The 15,825-nt window shown below is 61.9% G+C and carries 17 protein-coding genes; 1 reads left to right on the forward strand and 16 read right to left on the reverse strand.

What is annotated here, in order from left to right:
• Positions 1-48: 48 nt before the first annotated feature.
• Positions 49-2,112, reverse strand: a complete 2,064-nt coding sequence (locus J5289_RS08195; protein ID WP_209183313.1) for a LysM peptidoglycan-binding domain-containing protein — start codon at positions 2,110-2,112, stop codon at positions 49-51.
• 153 nt (positions 2,113-2,265) lie between these two features.
• On the opposite strand from J5289_RS08195, the gene J5289_RS08200 reads away from it, so the two are divergent.
• Positions 2,266-2,889: a TIGR00730 family Rossman fold protein gene (locus J5289_RS08200; RefSeq protein ID WP_209183314.1), complete on the forward strand. Its 624-nt coding sequence runs from the start codon at positions 2,266-2,268 to the stop codon at positions 2,887-2,889.
• A 13-nt stretch (positions 2,890-2,902) separates the two neighbouring features.
• On the opposite strand, the gene rarD is transcribed toward J5289_RS08200, so the two are convergent.
• The 15 genes from rarD to J5289_RS08275 all read right to left on the reverse strand — a co-directional run bounded on the left by rarD (position 2,903) and on the right by J5289_RS08275 (position 15,776).
• Positions 2,903-3,814, reverse strand: a complete 912-nt coding sequence (gene rarD / locus J5289_RS08205; RefSeq protein WP_209183315.1) for an EamA family transporter RarD — start codon at positions 3,812-3,814, stop codon at positions 2,903-2,905.
• A gap of 91 nt (positions 3,815-3,905) precedes the next feature.
• Positions 3,906-5,519 (reverse strand): citramalate synthase, encoded by a 1,614-nt coding sequence (cimA, locus tag J5289_RS08210; protein ID WP_209183316.1) that lies wholly within the window; start codon positions 5,517-5,519, stop codon positions 3,906-3,908.
• On the reverse strand, positions 5,516-5,983 hold the full coding sequence (locus tag J5289_RS08215; protein ID WP_209183317.1) for a GFA family protein: 468 nt from the start codon (positions 5,981-5,983) through the stop codon (positions 5,516-5,518). The genes cimA and J5289_RS08215 overlap by 4 nt, the downstream gene beginning before the upstream one ends.
• Positions 5,984-6,004: 21 nt before the next feature.
• Positions 6,005-6,970, reverse strand: coding sequence for a prolyl aminopeptidase (gene pip, locus J5289_RS08220; protein ID WP_209206594.1), 966 nt, complete (start codon positions 6,968-6,970; stop codon positions 6,005-6,007).
• Positions 6,967-7,443 carry a GFA family protein gene (locus J5289_RS08225; protein ID WP_209183319.1) on the reverse strand — a complete coding sequence of 159 codons (477 nt, stop codon included), beginning with the start codon at positions 7,441-7,443 and terminating at the stop codon, positions 6,967-6,969. Before J5289_RS08225 ends, pip begins: the two co-directional genes overlap by 4 nt.
• Positions 7,440-7,808 carry an endonuclease domain-containing protein gene (locus J5289_RS08230; RefSeq protein ID WP_209183320.1) on the reverse strand — a complete coding sequence of 123 codons (369 nt, stop codon included), beginning with the start codon at positions 7,806-7,808 and terminating at the stop codon, positions 7,440-7,442. Before J5289_RS08230 ends, J5289_RS08225 begins: the two co-directional genes overlap by 4 nt.
• A gap of 227 nt (positions 7,809-8,035) precedes the next feature.
• Positions 8,036-9,427 (reverse strand): cysteine--tRNA ligase, encoded by a 1,392-nt coding sequence (cysS, locus tag J5289_RS08235; protein ID WP_209206593.1) that lies wholly within the window; start codon positions 9,425-9,427, stop codon positions 8,036-8,038.
• 231 nt (positions 9,428-9,658) lie between these two features.
• Positions 9,659-10,312, reverse strand: coding sequence for a hypothetical protein (locus J5289_RS08240; protein ID WP_209184142.1), 654 nt, complete (start codon positions 10,310-10,312; stop codon positions 9,659-9,661).
• A complete protein-coding gene (locus J5289_RS08245) occupies positions 10,281-10,505 on the reverse strand; it encodes a DUF2188 domain-containing protein (protein WP_209183322.1) in 225 nt (74 codons plus the stop codon). Before J5289_RS08245 ends, J5289_RS08240 begins: the two co-directional genes overlap by 32 nt.
• 103 nt (positions 10,506-10,608) lie before the next feature.
• Positions 10,609-11,349: an SDR family NAD(P)-dependent oxidoreductase gene (locus J5289_RS08250; protein ID WP_209183323.1), complete on the reverse strand. Its 741-nt coding sequence runs from the start codon at positions 11,347-11,349 to the stop codon at positions 10,609-10,611.
• 87 nt (positions 11,350-11,436) lie between these two features.
• Positions 11,437-12,927 carry an amidophosphoribosyltransferase gene (gene purF / locus J5289_RS08255; RefSeq protein ID WP_209183324.1) on the reverse strand — a complete coding sequence of 497 codons (1,491 nt, stop codon included), beginning with the start codon at positions 12,925-12,927 and terminating at the stop codon, positions 11,437-11,439.
• A 157-nt stretch (positions 12,928-13,084) separates the two neighbouring features.
• The gene (locus J5289_RS08260; RefSeq protein WP_142829711.1) at positions 13,085-13,726 is read right to left on the reverse strand and encodes a CvpA family protein; all 642 of its coding nucleotides are present in this window, start codon (positions 13,724-13,726) and stop codon (positions 13,085-13,087) included.
• 85 nt (positions 13,727-13,811) lie between these two features.
• Complete coding sequence (gene radA, locus J5289_RS08265) at positions 13,812-15,215, reverse strand: DNA repair protein RadA (RefSeq protein WP_142829709.1); 1,404 nt, start codon at positions 15,213-15,215, stop codon at positions 13,812-13,814.
• Positions 15,215-15,523, reverse strand: coding sequence for a type II toxin-antitoxin system RelE/ParE family toxin (locus J5289_RS08270; RefSeq protein WP_307877417.1), 309 nt, complete (start codon positions 15,521-15,523; stop codon positions 15,215-15,217). Before J5289_RS08270 ends, radA begins: the two co-directional genes overlap by 1 nt.
• Positions 15,462-15,776 carry a type II toxin-antitoxin system ParD family antitoxin gene (locus J5289_RS08275; RefSeq protein ID WP_209183326.1) on the reverse strand — a complete coding sequence of 105 codons (315 nt, stop codon included), beginning with the start codon at positions 15,774-15,776 and terminating at the stop codon, positions 15,462-15,464. The genes J5289_RS08270 and J5289_RS08275 overlap by 62 nt, the downstream gene beginning before the upstream one ends.
• Positions 15,777-15,825: the final 49 nt, after the last annotated feature.

The raw sequence follows: 15,825 nt of genomic DNA on the forward strand, positions 1-15,825 counted from the left end.
CGAAAATTCTACCCGGCCCATTCCCGACGCAAAACCAAGGCGATCAGCCTAGAGATGCTTGCCCGACATACGCTGGCGATGCAGCTCTTCCGAATTCGGCAAGGCGTCTTTTGGCAGCCCGAACACCTGGCCGGGCAGGATGCGGTCGGGATTGTGGATCTTGTCCTCGTTGGCAAGATAGATCGTCGTGTACCGCACGCCCAGTCCATAGGTTCGCCTGGAAATCTGCCAGAGCGTATCGCCCTGGCGGATGATGACGGCATTCTTGTTGACGGCAAGCGGTGCCTGTTCGTAGGTTTTGACGCCGGAAGTATCTGTTCCGGCGGTCGGAGCAGGTGCTGCAGCGACCGATCCTGCTGCAGGTTTCAGCAGCGGCGAGATCAGCTGGTCGAGACGGGCGATTACCGCGCCGACTGCCACGGGATCGCGCGGCAGCGGTTCCAGCAGGGCCAGTGCCTTGCCAGCGCCGTCGGATGCCATGGACGCGGCCTGTTTCAGGGCCGCGCTGGCATCGATGGCTGGGCGGAAATCGCGCAGCCCCTTCAGGGCAAACTCCGTGCCGGAGCGGGCAGCGGCTAGCTGTTCGTTGCCCGGCATCTGGCCACCCTGGAAAAGGCCCTTGAGCAGCGCAAAGGCACGTCCAAGATCGCTGCGCAGCTTGCCGAGCTGCCCCTCGTCGAGCGCTCCGGCAGGCGCCGGGTTAACAGCGGCGGCGGCCGGCGACTGGGCGGCAACTGTCAGCTGGCTTCCTTCCGGACGGTTGAAATTGACTGCCGTGCGCACGATGACCTTACCGTTGGCATCCAGGCCATCGACCCGGATCTTATGATCGCCGACCGCCAATGGCATGGCGCCGTCGATGACGAAATGGCCGTCGCCGCCGGCCGTGCTCTCGCCGATCTGCTTTTCGTCGGCATAGGCGCGGACCTTGAGATTTGCGCGCGTGGCACCGGCGACGAAAAGATGGTCGTTCTCGACCTCGACAGCGCTGATGACCAGTCCTGCATGATCGGTGGTCGCCGGTGGTGTGCCGGCATCGGCTGCCGTTGCGGCAGCATCGGCCTGCGCCGTTGCAGGTGCGGTGGTGGCATCAGGCGCTGCCGAAGGAGCCGGCGTCGCAGCCGACTTGGTGGCCGGTGCCGTGACACGCGGCTGCTTGGCTTCCGGAGCGGTCATGATGCGGCTTGCCTCGCCGGGCTTGGTGACCATCGCCAGCAGCTGCGAAGAGCCATCCTTCGGGATAGAGACCGTTGCTGTCTCCTCGGAGATGACGGATGTGCCGTCCTTGCCAGTCGATTTCAGGGTGATCTCGTGGTCGCCGGCGGGAAGTGGATTGTCGAGCACGGCAGCGAAATCGCCTCCCGGCCCGACTTCGGTCGAGTTGATCACCTTGTCGCCGTCGATGATGTCGAGCTTGGTGCCTGGCGCGGCACGGCCGGCGATGACAGTTGAGCCATCGGGCTCGACGCGCAACACGTCGAAGGCCGGCTTAATGGGGGCGGCCGGCGCCTGTGCCAGCGGTGTGGGATCGCCAAGCAGGACAGCGCGGGCACGGTCGATTGCGGCGACGGCATCGGCGATGTTTTCCGGAAGCGCCTTGATGACGGCCAGGGCCTTGCCGGCACCCTGATGCGACTTGTCGATCAGAGTTGCGGTCGCCGGATCTGCATTGTCGGGTTTCGCGACATCGACGATTGCCTGCAGGCTGTTGATTGTCTTGGTCTTTGCGGCATCGAATACGTCCTCCGTCGGGCCCTTGCCATCGGCAAACAGCGCCTTGAGTTCAGCAAGCGAGGTGGTAGCCTTGTCCTTGAGGGCGCCGATCATGACAGCGATGTCGACGGGCGCTGGCGAAGGTGCCGTTGCCGGTGCTGCCGACTTGGCAGCTCCCTCTGCAGCTGGCGCCGTCGCATCTGCGGTCTTTGCCGGTGTATCCGCCGGTTTCGCGGTATTGTCGGCAATGATGTTGCCCACCTGCGAGCTTGCCTGGTTGATGGCGTCGCCGATCGGCTTCTTGTCGCTGCCGATGCGCGGCAGCACGAAGAAGACCATCAGGATGGTCGCAATTACCAGCACCAACAAGGCCAGCAATCCGGCGCGGTTCTTCATCATCAAGGTCTCCAGGCGGCATCGTCGTCGCAGTTATAAAAATTGCTAACGATTTCCGCTGCTTTTACAAGCTTGCTCAGCTATTTCCGGGGAATGAGGCACAGGTTTTCCGTTAAATTTCTTGACTGGGCATCTGCTGCATTGTTGTTTGCAGGCATGAATCAAGAATCTTTGCCAATTCAATCCATCTGCGTCTATTGCGGCTCCCGCCCCGGACGTGACCCTGCCCACATGGAAGCCGGCCGCGCGCTGGGCAAGGCGATTGCCGAAAGCGGCCTTCGCCTCGTCTATGGTGGCGGCACAAAAGGCATCATGGGTGCCGTTGCCTCCGGCGTGCTGTCCAATGGCGGGCAGGTGACCGGGATCATCCCGGAATTCCTCGTCGACATGGAAGCGACGCGCCATTCGCTCGGCCAGCTCGACGAGCTGATCATCACCCCCGACATGCACACCCGCAAGCACCGGATGTTCGAGCGGGCAGATGCCTTCGTGGCATTGCCGGGCGGCATCGGGACACTCGAGGAAATCGTCGAGATCATGACCTGGGCGCAGCTTGGCCAGCACGAAAAGCCGATGGTCTTTGCCAATATCAACGGGTTCTGGGATCCGATGATGGAGCTGATCCGTCACATGACCGGCGAGGGTTTCGTCCACACCGCCCACAGGGTCCAGCCGATGGTCATCGATGCCGTCGCCGATATCGTCCCCGCGGTTCTCGCCCACGCCGCCGAGACGAAGGCCGGTCGGGCGGGCGACGAGAACGTGATTTCCAAGATGTAGACCGGTGGCGGGCTCAGCGCCCGCGGCTGGTTTTCAGCATCGACCACGTGTAGAGCACGAGCCCGGTCCAGATCAGCGGGAAAGCAATCATGCGGGCCGTGCCGAGCGGTTCATGGAAAACGAACACGGCCAGCAGGAAAACCATTGTCGGCACGATGTACTGCAGGATGCCGATCGTCGACAGGCGTAGCAACTTTGCGCCGTTGGCATAGATCATCAAGGGCAGGGCGGTGACGAGGCCGCAGCCGACCAGCAACATCGTATCGTTGGCGCCAGTGGCATAGAGATGGCCCTGGCCGATGCTTTCGAGATAGATGATGTAACCGAGCGCCGGCAGGCTGAGCAGCAGCACTTCAAGGAAAAATCCCTGGTTCGGCCCGACCGGCAGCGTCTTTCGGAAAAAGGCGTACAGCCCCCATGACAGCGTCAGCAGCAGCGCCACCCAGGGTGGGCGCCCGGCGTCCACCGCGAGGATGACTACCGCGATAGCGGCGAGCAGGATTGCGACCAGCTGCGGCACCGAGATCCTCTCCTTGAGCAGCAGCGCCCCGAGCGCGATGCTGAACAGCGGATTGATGAAATAGCCGAGTGCCGCATCCAGCGAGTGGCCATTGCCGATCGCCCAGACATAGGTCCCCCAGTTGATCGTCACAAGCAATGCCGTCATCGAGGCCAGCGCGATGGTCCGAGGGCTCCTGAGCGCCGCCTTCAGGTCGCCCGTCCGCCCGAGGAACAGCAGGACGGCGCCCGCCACAGGCACAGACCAGACGATGCGATGGGCGATGACCTCGGCTGCCGGGATATGGGCGAGCGCTTTCATGTAGAGCGGCAGTATTCCCCAGAACAGATAGGCCGCCAGCGCAAAGGCAAAACCGCGCGGACTGTCTTCGTTCTTCATCAGGGTAGCGGTTGCATCGGCAGACATCGGATGGTTCCATATTTTGTTGTTATGGTCCGATTAGCCGATGCGCCCGCACTTCACCAATTCATTTCCTTGACGGACCTATTCGTGGCGCTCACTCTGCGGCGATCTTGCCGGCCATATGGCGATTTTTCATCAGCTTGTAGACCACCGAATCCGTCAACGCTTCGAACGAGGCGTCGATGATGTTTTCGGATACGCCGACCGTCCACCAGCGCACCCCGTCGCTGTCGTTCGATTCGATCAGCACCCGGGTGATCGCCTCGGTGCCGCCATTGAGGATACGCACCTTGAAGTCGGCGAGCACGAGGTCCTCGATCTCGGCCTGGTATTTGCCGAAATCGCGGCGCAGCGCCAGGTCGAGCGCGTTGACCGGACCGTCTCCCTCCGCCACCGACATGATCGTCTTGCCGTCGATGATCAGCCGCACCACGGCTTCCGAGACGGTCTTCACCCGCCCGTGCGAATCGAAGCGACGTTCGACCATCACCCGAAAGCCGTCGATCGAGAAGAATTCCGGGATGGTTCCGAGTGTCCGGCGTGCCAGCAACTCGAAACTGGCGTCGGCCCCCTCATAGGCATAGCCGAAGGATTCCCGCTCCTTGACGATAGAAATCAGCCGATCGAGCTTCGGATCGTCCTTGGCGACGGTAATGCCGCGCCGCTTCAGCGCATTGATGAAATTGGCCTTTCCGCCCTGGTCGGAGACCATAACCTTGCGAAAATTGCCGACGCTTTCCGGCGGCACGTGCTCGTAGGTGCGCGGATCTTTCAGCAGCGCCGAGGCATGGATACCCGCTTTGGTCGCAAAGGCCGAACCGCCGACATAGGGTGCCTGGTGGTTCGGCGACCGGTTCAGCAGTTCGTCGAAGGCATGCGACAGGCCGGTCAGCCCAATCAGCCGCTCGCCGTCGATGGCGGTCTCGAAGCGGCTGTTGTAGGCGCTCTTCAGCGCCAATGTCGGGATCAGTGTCACCAGATCGGCATTGCCGCAGCGCTCGCCGAGGCCGTTGAGCGTCCCCTGTATCTGCCGCACGCCGGCCTCCACGGCCGCCAGCGAATTGGCGACCGCCTGGCCGGTGTCGTTATGGGCGTGGATGCCGAGCGCTTCGCCGGGCACGCCCTCGGCAATGACGGCTTCGATGATGGCACGGATTTCCGATGGCTGGGTGCCGCCGTTGGTGTCGCAGAGAACCACCCACCGGGCGCCTGCCGCATAGGCGGACCTGGCGCAGGCCAGCGCATAACCGGGGTTTGCCTTATAGCCGTCGAAGAAGTGTTCGCAATCGACCAGCGCTTCCTTGCCTGCGCCGACAGCCGCCTTGACGCTCTCGGTGATACAGTCGAGATTTTCCGCGTTCGAGATCCCGAGTGCGACTTCGACATGGTAGTCCCAGCTCTTGGCGACGAAACAGATGGCATCGCAGCTGGCCTGCAGCAGGCCTGCCAGCCCCGGATCGTTCGACGCCGAGACGCCGGCCCGCTTGGTCATGCCGAAAGCGACGAAGGATGCATTTTTCGTGCGCTTCTGGCCGAAAAAGGCCGTGTCGGTCGGATTGGCGCCGGGATAGCCGCCCTCGATATAGTCGAGCCCGAAATCGTCTAGCAGGCTCGCAATAGCGATCTTGTCCTCGACCGAGAAATCGACGCCGGGGGTCTGCTGGCCGTCGCGCAGCGTCGTGTCGAACAGATAGATGCGCTCTTTCATGGGAGTGGCCATTCGGTCGTATCGTGATCGGGATGTTGATGGGGGCGTCGATTGAGCATTTCCTCGGGCGAGGCGGTGCTGGAGATCGACGGCAGATGCGGCTGCGTATCGAACCAGGGCACCTTGCTGCTCGTCCAGTGCTGCCCCTTCGGCTCAACTTTGGCCGGATTATCCAGGCTGCCGATCGATATGTCGATCTGATCGCTGCCAACAGCCTTGAACGTCAAGGGAGTGCCGCATCGCGAGCAGAACCCGCGCTCCGCAGCCTCTGAACTTCTATAAGAAGCGGGCAGGCCTCTCGACCACTCGAGATCGTCGGTGGCGACGGTAAAAAACGGCCACGAGATCGATCCGACGGCCTTCTGGCACATCCGGCAGTGACAGATCGCCTGGTGGCTGATCGCCCCCAGTACCCTAAAGCGGATCGCGCCGCATTGGCAGCCGCCAGTTAGAATGTCTCGCATGCCTTCCTCCCTCGCGCCCGGTCAGCTGTCTATCTTACCCGCAAACCGGTCGGTCGCGCGGATCAGCTGGTCGAGAATGCCGGGTTCGGAATAGGCGTGTCCGACCCCCTCGATCAGGTGAAACTCCGCCTTCGGCCAGGCCTTGTGGAGCGCCCACGCATATTTTGCCGGGCAGGGCATGTCATAGCGCCCGTGCACGATCACGCCGGGAATGTCCTTCAGGCGCACCGCGTCACGGATCAGCTGACCTTCCTCGAGCCAGCCGGCGTTGACGAAGAAATGGTTCTCGATGCGCGCAAAGGCATAGGCGAATTCATCACCCTCGAACGCTGTGCTCGTGGAAGGTTCCGGCAGCAGCGTGATCGTCTCGCCTTCCCAGATCGACCAGGCCTTGGCGGCGGCGAGGCGCACATGGCTGTCCTCATGGGTCAGGCGGCGGTGATAGGCGAGCATCATCTCGTGGCGCTCGTCAGCCGGAATATGGGCGACGAAGCGCTCCCACTTGTCGGGAAACATTTCGGAGACGCCGAACTGGTAGTACCAGTCGAGCTCGGCCTTGGTCAGCGTGTAGATGCCACGCACCACCAGCTCGCTCACCCGCTCCGGAAACTTTTCCGCATAGGCCAGCGCCAGCGTCGATCCCCAGGAACCGCCGAACACCAGCCATTTCTCCACGCCGGCCATTTCCCGCAGCCGTTCGATGTCATCGACCAGATGCCAGGTGGTGTTGGCATTCAGATCCGCCGCCGGCGTCGACTTGCCGCAACCGCGCTGGTCGAACAGCGTCACGTCATAGAGCGTCGGATCGAACAGCCGCCGATGGCTCGGCGATATCGTGCCCCCAGGGCCGCCGTGCAGGAAGACCGCTGGCTTTGCACCGGGCGTACCTATGCGCTCCCAGTAGACGACATGGCCATCTCCGACATCAAGGTGGCCGGAGGCATAGGGTTCGATCTCGGGGTAGAGGGTACGCAGGACTTCGGTCATAGGTTCAAACCTTTGGAGGGCCAGGTGTCGGTGTCGTGGTCGGGGTGCTGGAAGGAGATGATCGCTTCCTGGCGGGCGTAGAAATCCGGGTCCGTGTGAACGGGCTGCTCGAAGATCGTTTCTATCCATGGCAGGCGGGCGGTATGATTGACCTGGAGCTGCGGGGCCAGGTCGTCACGCTCGTCGAAGGCGCCGATGGCAATCTCGAGGCCACCGGGATGCCGGTAGGTGAGGGGCGTGCCGCACTCGCTGCAAAATCCGCGCTCGATGTTGACCGACGAGCGAAAATAGCTGGGTGCCCCGCGCGTCCATTCGGTAGCATCCGCGGGCGCTGTAACCAGCGCCGAAAACAGGCCGCCGAACTGCTTCTGGCACATGCGACAGTGACAGATCGACGGCCGCCCGAGCGCTCCCGTGATCCTGAACCGCACCGCACCGCATTGGCAGCCGCCGCTTCTGGTGAGTTGTGTCATGGCCTGTGGTCTCCCGTTGAGAGGACGATGTGAAGGCAGACGGCGCCGATGTCCTTGAGGATGTCGTCGTTCCAGAAGCGGAGAACTGTCCAGCCGTCTTGCTGCAGGCGGAGCGTTCGCTGCTTGTCGTAGGAAACCGCCTCTGAAGCGCCATGCTGGGAGCCATCGACTTCAACGATCAGCCGGTGGCTGGGACAGGCAAAATCGACGATGTAGCCGGCGATCGGCATCTGGCGGCGGAAACTGAGACCCATCAGGCGGTGGGCACGCATCTCGTTCCAGAGTTTCAGTTCTGCGTCGGTCAGCGCCTTGCGCATCTGGCGGGCGTTGGAACGCATTTTTGGAGGGATGGGCGTATGCGGCACGTTACCCCCCTCTGTCACTGCGTGACATCTCCCCCACAAGGGGGGAGATTGGCTGGCGGCACGGTCTTGCCCCGCTACGACCCGTGGAGTTTCTGGCAATATCTGCCTGAGATCAAGAGAGGATACCGTATCAGCATGGACATCGCCACACCCACCCAATCTCCCCCCTCGTGGGGGAGATGTCACCGAAGGTGACAGAGGGGGGTATGCCGCGGCAGCTGCAGGTATCACCGCTTGATCTCCCAGGTGGTGACCCGTTCGCCGGTCGAGGCGTCCTTGCCGTCCTTCAGCTGCACACCCTTGGCAGAGAGCTCGTCGCGAACCTTGTCGGCCTCGGCGAAATTCTTTGCCTTCAGCAGTTCAAGGCGCATCTGCACCAGCGCATCGATCGCCGCCGTCAGATCGGCGCCGACGTCCTTTTTGTCGGGCAGCACGCCGAGCAGCGCAGCGCTTGCGGCAAACACCGGCAGCACCGCCGGATCGGTATTGGCGGCCTGGGCAAGCGCATGCAATGCCTGAACGGCAACAACGGTGTTCAGATCGTCGGCCAACGCATCGACCACCGAGGGGGCCGGTGCCGCGTCCGAGGGGCCGGCAGCCGGCCATTTGGCGATCAGCCGTTCGGCTTCCTCCAGCCGTTTCACTGAAAAGTCGATCGGCTCGCGGTAATGCGTCATCAGCATCGCCAGCCGAAGGACTTCGCCGGGCCATGTCCGGCCGCCAAGCTTGTCGGTTTCCAGGAGCTCGGCGATGGTGACGAAGTTGCCGTCGGATTTCGACATCTTGCGGCCTTCGACCTGCAGGAAGCCGTTGTGCATCCAGACATTGGCCATCACAGCCGTGCCGTGAGCGCAACGGGACTGGGCGATCTCGTTCTCATGGTGCGGGAAGATCAGGTCGAGGCCGCCGCCGTGGATATCGAAGACGTCGCCGAGGTACCGGCGGCTCATCGCCGAGCATTCGATATGCCAGCCCGGCCGGCCACGGCCCCAGGGGCTGTCCCAGCCGGGTTCATCGGCATCGGACAGTTTCCACAGCACGAAGTCGCCGGGGTTCTTCTTGTGAACATCGACTGCGACCCGGGCGCCTGCCTGCTGCTCGTCGAGATTTCGCTTCGACAGCTGGCCGTAATCCGCCATCGACTTCGTGTCGAACAGCACCTCGCCCGCCGCCGCATAGGCATGGCCTTTCTCCACCAGCGCCTCGATGATCGAAATCATCTGGCCGATGTTGTCAGTGGCGCGCGGCTGCACGGTCGGCTCGAGGCAGCCGAGCGCCATCACATCCTTCTGGTACTGGTTGTCGGTCTTTTCCGTGACCAGCCGGATGGCGGCATTGAGCGCCATGCCCGGATAGTCGCGAAGGGCGCGGGCGTTGATCTTGTCGTCGACGTCAGTGATGTTGCGCACATATGTGACGTGCTCCGACCCATAGACCTGCCTGAGAAGCCGGAACAGCACGTCGAAGACGATGGCCGGGCGGGCGTTGCCGATATGGGCGAAGTCGTAGACGGTCGGACCGCAGACATAGAGGCGGACATTGCTCGCATCGATCGGCACGAACACGCTCTTTTCGCGCGTCAGGGTATTGTAAAATTTCAGCTCAGGCGTCCCGCCCATGTCCACTCTCCCAGATGCACGATCGAAAAAAATCGTCGCGGCCGGCGGACCGGGCGTTTCTCATCTTTGCGCAATGGGGAGACGAAAACGGCCAGGCCAGCGGTGCGCTAGCGAATAATTTTCCGGCAGATGCTGCAAATAGCTGTTTTCATGGCTGGCTTTATGGCGCGGCACGGGATTTTGGTCAAGAGCAGCGGAGGCATCGCGGATGTAGTCTTGCGATTTATTGCCTCATGCCTGACGCTTCCACTCATGCATGGCCTCGATTACTTCGACAGTCGGATACTCCCTGATATCCTCCTCGGACGACCCGGCTGCGAGTTCGCGTTTCCAATACCATTCCTGAAAAGCCAGATATTCCCCGAGTATCTTGGAGGGGCTTACCCTTGCCGTTGAGGGTTGAGCGACGAGCCACGTTCGAACATGCCTGACGGCTTTTGCAAAGTCGCCCTGGTGTGCTTGGATGTCCCAGCCGGCGATGTCGGACAGCGACTTTTGATAGTCGAAGCGCTCCTGTTCGAGGATCAAAATGACCTTTTCCGACAACGGGGAATTTCCGAACCGCTTGCAGGCATGATCCATTCCGAGCTCGAACGGCATATTCATGCGAGAGTATTGCCCGATAGAGGTAGCCTGGCAACGGCTCAGATCATGGATTCCGTACTTCGAGCCCTTGATAAGTTCAACGATCTTTTCGAGGCGGCTTGCCGCATTGTCACGGTTTTCTGGGGCCAATCGAGGAAAGAATCCGAGAAAAACCACGCAGAATGCAATGGCTTGAAGGATCGGCGCAAAGGCTTCGTCAAACGGACAATTGATAAAAACCGAGCGTTCGAACGGAGGTTGCGCCACTCTAACGCTTCGATTGAGCGTGGTTTTCGCCAAACGTGTTCCGCTCGCGAATTCGTCCGTCTTCGCCGTGAATGTAAAGTTCGGTTCCGTAGTTTCGAGCGATTGCGGTCGCGGCCTTGATGGCTTCATCTTGGGTGGCGTGAACACTGGTAGAACGCGCCGAGCCTGCCTTTCTGACGCTCCACTTTCCCGCTTGGGGCACAACATGCTGGGCTTTGCTTGTCATCGCACGATCCTCAATTCCGTGGTCGACCACGTCGGGCCAGTGAAAGCGATGTCGCTTTATTCCCGGCAATGCAATGTTAGCATGCAACCCCGCTCGCGGCCACCTATTCCGGCAACCGGTAATCCACCAGCCTGTTCTCCCGCACCACGAACAGCTTGCCAGTCTCCGTTACATCGGGTCCAACCAGCCCCATGATGACCTCGGCTACATCGCGGGGATGCTGCACGGTCTCGGGGTCTTCTCCGGGCATCGCCAGTGCCCGCATGGCAGTGCGGGTGGCGCCCGGGTCGAGGCTGGTGATGCGCAGCGGTGTGCCGTGTGTTTCTCCGGCCCAGGTGCGGGCCAGGGCTTCGACGGCCGCCTTGGAGGCTGAGTAGGGCCCCCAGAACGCACGGCATTTATGAGCGGCGGAAGACGACAGGATGACGGCGCGACCGGCCTCGGAGCGCATCAGCAGTGGCTCTACTGACCGGATCAGTCGCCAGGTGGCGGTGACATTGATCGTCATGACCTTCTCGAAGACCTTCGCCTCGACATGGCCGATCGGCGAAATTGTCCCGAGCACACCGGCATTGGCAACGAGGATATCGAGCTTGCCCCAGCGCTCGAAGATCGAGCCGCCGAGCCTGTCGATGGCATCCATGTCGGCAAGGTCGAAGGGCACCAGCGTTGAACGTCCACCGACAGCCTTGATGGCGTCGTCCAGCTCCTCCAGTCCGCCGACCGTGCGGGCGCAGGCGATGACGTGCGCGCCTGCCTTGGCCAGTTCCAGAGCGGTGAAATATCCGATGCCGCGCGAGGCGCCGGTGACCAGGGCAATCTTGTCCTGCAGGTTGACGCTCATGATACCGAGTTCCGTTCGCAATTTTATGGGGCGATAATATGCCCCATAACAGACTATCGGTCAGTCCATCAAGCGCGGCTCTCGGCCTCAACCGTTGCCGGCAAGCACCGATAGCTTGCGGACATTGTTGATGCTTTCCCGATCGAGCAACCGGGTCGGATAGTCGCCGGTGAAATAGTGGTCGGTGAACTGGGGTGCAACGGGATCGCGCGGCTCACCGCCGACAGCCCTGTAGAGACCGTCGATGGACAGGAAGGCGAGGCTGTCGGCGCCGATGAAGGCACACATGGCTTCGAGGTTCTCATACTGGTTGGCCAGCAGCTTGTCGGCGTCAGGCGTATCGATGCCGTAGAAATCCGGGAAATAGATCATCGGGCTGGCAACGCGGATGTGCACCTCGCTGGCGCCGGCCTCGCGGATCATCTGGACGATCTTTACCGATGTCGTGCCGCGGACGATGGAATCGTCGACGAGCACGACGCGCTTGCCTTCGAGGATTGCGCGGTTGGCGGAGTGCTTCAGCTTGACGCCGAAGGCGCGGATCGACTGGGTCGGCTCGATGAAGGTTCGTCCGACATAGTGGTTGCGGATGATCCCAAGCTCGAACGGTATGCCGCTCGCCTGCGCGTAGCCGATTGCCGCCGGCGTGCCGCCATCCGGCACGGGAACGACGAGGTCAGCCTCGACCGGCGCTTCATTGGCCAGATTGATGCCCATGTTGCGACGGGCGACGTAGACGTTGCGGCCGCCGACAACAGAGTCCGGGCGCGCGAAGTAGACATATTCGAACAGGCACAGCCGCTCGGGCTTGGGCTGATCGGCCTTGCGCGAATCGATGGTGATCGAGCCGTCGCTCTGGATCTCGCAGATGATGACTTCGCCGTTCTCGACGTCGCGGATGTATTTTGCGCCGATGATGTCGAGCGCGCAGGTCTCGGAACAGAAGATCGGCTTGCCATCGAGTTCGCCCATGACCAGCGGCCGGATGCCGATCGGATCGCGGGCGGCAATGAGCTTGGTACGGGTCATCGCCAGCATCGAGTAACCGCCTTCCATCTGGCGGATAGCATCGATGAAGCGGTCGGAAGAGGAAGCATGCTTGGAGCGGGCGATCAAGTGCAGCACGACTTCGGTGTCCGACGTCGACTGGCAGATGGCGCCATCGGCAATCAGCATGCGGCGCATTGTCAGGCCGTTCGTGAAGTTGCCGTTATGGGCAATAGCGATGCCGCCGACTTCCAGTTCGGCAAACAGCGGCTGGACGTTGCGAAGGATCGTCTCGCCCGTGGTCGAGTAACGGACATGGCCGATGGCACGGTCGCCGGGCAGGCGGGCAAGGGTTGCCGGATCCGTGTAGTGGTCGCCGACCAGACCCATGCGGCGCTCCGAATGAAAGCGCTGGCCATCGAAGACGACCATGCCGGCTGCTTCCTGGCCGCGGTGCTGCAGGGCGTGCAGGCCGAGCGCCGTCAGCGTTGCCGCGTCGGAGTGGCCGAGAATACCGAATACGCCGCACTCTTCGTGCAGCGTATCTCCGTCGATGTCGTTATCGATTGCAGGGGATGGTGACAGGGTCATGGCTGAAGGCCTTTGCTCTCACGGGGTTCGGGCAGCGCTGGGGCTGGGATCCAAAATAACTGAAAATCCGGCCGGGCGATATGCCTGGCCGGATAGGGTCGTCGATGCCGATCAGATGGCGATGCCAGCCAAACGGGTCAAGCCTGGTGACGCAGCGTCAATTATTCGTCGCCGGAGCGGCAGGTGTCGTCGTCGGTGCCGCTGGCGAAGCCGGTGCGTCGTCCGATGGGGCTGCATCGCTCGGTGCGGCCGCGTCATCGTTCAACTGCTGCTTTTCCGGCTGGATCTTGTCGATAACGTTGGTCCGGATCATCTGCGCGAATTTCTCCGGCAATGCAGCCTCCAGCTTGACCACCATCGAATCGAGGAAAGGCTTGGACTTGGCATTGTTGACCCAATCGGGGCGGTGCGGCTCGTCGACGAGCCAGTTCCAGAAGGCAACGGCGACGACCAGCAGCAGCACGCCACGGGCGGCGCCGAAAAGGAAACCGAGTGTGCGGTCGAGCGCGCCGATGCGGCTGTCGATGATGAAATCGGCGATCTTCATGGTGATGAAGGAGATGATGATCAGCGCGATGAGGAAGACGACTGCGGCCGAGCCGACGATGGCGATGCGGTCGTCATCGGTGTAGTGCTTGGCGTATGGCACCAGCTTGGGGTAAAGATAGTAGGCCGCAACGGCCGAGCCGCCCCAGCTGACGATCGACAGAATTTCGCGGGAGAAGCCGCGTACCATGGCGAGAACGGCGGAAAACAGCACGACGCCGATAACAATACCGTCGAAAATCGTAATGGGCATCTATACTTTACTCCAAGACCTGCCATGGGCGCCATGGCTATCGTCTGCCTGAATGCGTCTTGCCTCGTCGCCAGAGCGAAAAGGTTCAGTCCTCGTCTTCCGTCGGCCGCAGTGCGCCCTTCGATCCGGCGACCCTGACCACCATGTCGGTCAGGCTGTCGATCTCGTTCCAGCGGCCGCCGCTGCCTTTCGGCAGTTCAGCCGAGCCGGATGGTAGGAGCGCTTGCGCAAAGCCCAGCTTCTCGGCTTCCTTCAGGCGTTGTGCCGTATGGCCCACGGGCCGCACGGCGCCAGAAAGACTGACTTCGCCGAAATAGACGCAATCGGCGGGAAGGGCAATACCGGCAAGGGATGAAACCAGTGCAGAGGCCACCGCAAGGTCGGCCGCCGGCTCCGAAATCCGGTAGCCGCCGGCGATGTTCAGGTAGACATCGTGGCTGCCGAGCCGCACGCCGCAGTGGGCCTCGAGCACCGCAAGGATCATCGATAGCCGCGACGAATCCCAGCCGACGACCGCGCGCCGTGCTGTTCCGAGCGACGTTGGCGCCACCAGCGCCTGCACCTCGACGAGGATCGGCCGCGTTCCCTCCATGCCGGCAAAGACGGCAGCACCCGGCGATTTGGAATTGCGCTCACCCAGAAAAAGCTCCGACGGGTTGGCGACTTCGCGAAGCCCGATATCGGACATCTCGAAAACGCCGATCTCGTCCGTCGGGCCGAAGCGGTTCTTGACGGTGCGCAGGATACGGTAGTGGTGACCACGGTCGCCCTCGAAATAGAGCACTGCATCGACCATGTGCTCGACGACCCGCGGCCCGGCGATCTGGCCATCCTTGGTGACATGGCCGACCAGCACCATGGCGGAGCCCGTCTGCTTGGCAAAGCGGATCATCGCCTGCACGCCGGTGCGCACCTGGGTGACGGTGCCGGGCGCCGATTCGGCAAGCTCGCTCCACAGGGTCTGGATGGAATCGATGATGACCAGATCCGGTCGCTTGCCATCGGCGAGCGTCGCCAGGATATCCTCGACATTCGTCTCGGCCGCCAGCATCACGTCGGTATCGGCGGCCTTCAGCCGCTGTGCCCGCAGTCGGATCTGGGCAACCGCCTCTTCGCCCGAGACGTAGACGATCTTGTGGCCTCGGCGCGCAAGGGCAGCTGCCGCCTGCATCAGCAGCGTCGACTTGCCGATGCCCGGATCGCCGCCGACGAGCACTGCCGAGCCACGCACAAAGCCGCCGCCCGTCGCCCGGTCGAGTTCGGAAATGCCGGTATAGATCCGCGGTGCTTCCTCGATTTCGCCGGACAGCGCCACCAGCGTCACCGCTCTGCCCTTCTTTGGCACGCGGCCAGGGCCGGAGCCGATGCCGCCCATCGGGTCTTCCTCGACGATGGTGTTCCACGCACCACAGGATTCGCATTTTCCGGCCCAGCGATTGTGGATGGTGCCGCAGTTCTGGCAGATGAATTGAGTTCTGGCCTTGGCCATCAGGGAATGCTTTCGGTAAAATCTTCGGCGGACGTATTTTGACGGCCATGCAATATGCGCATCACCGTCATCGCGTTTTCAGATACGAAAAAATAGATGCATCGCTCTCGGTAGGGGAAAGCTCGCAAACCTGGAATGAAAGGACGAGGCACCCCGGTAACGCCCGTTTGCGCCATCCACTTCAGCTGCCGGTTTATGTCGTTCAGCAACTGCAAGGCGGCAACGGGATTGGAATCCGCAATGTAATTATGAATGCCGAGTAGATCGTTTAGGGACCTGTGCGACATTACCAGGCGACGCGATCGCATTTTTCTGCTCCTCGGCCATCTGCCTGATATGGGCTGTTAGATCCTCGGCGGTCTCAAACTCCATCACGCGTCCTGCGTCCACGTCGTCGATGCCCTCCTGGATAAGACGGCGCAACTCTGCCAGCTTGCCTTCGTTGCTCCCAAGCAGACGGAGCCCGGCGGAAATAACAGCACCCGCATCAGGATGTACGCCGGCTTGAACCTGGTCTTCGATAAAGGCGCGGTCTTCGTCGCTGAGATGGATATCCGTCATCACGGTCTCCTTTTGTTCACGCTTAACACAGGCAGGCAAGCGGTGGAAG

It is taken from the genome of Rhizobium sp. B230/85 (assembly GCF_019355735.1).
Lineage (GTDB): Bacteria > Pseudomonadota > Alphaproteobacteria > Rhizobiales > Rhizobiaceae > Rhizobium > Rhizobium rhododendri.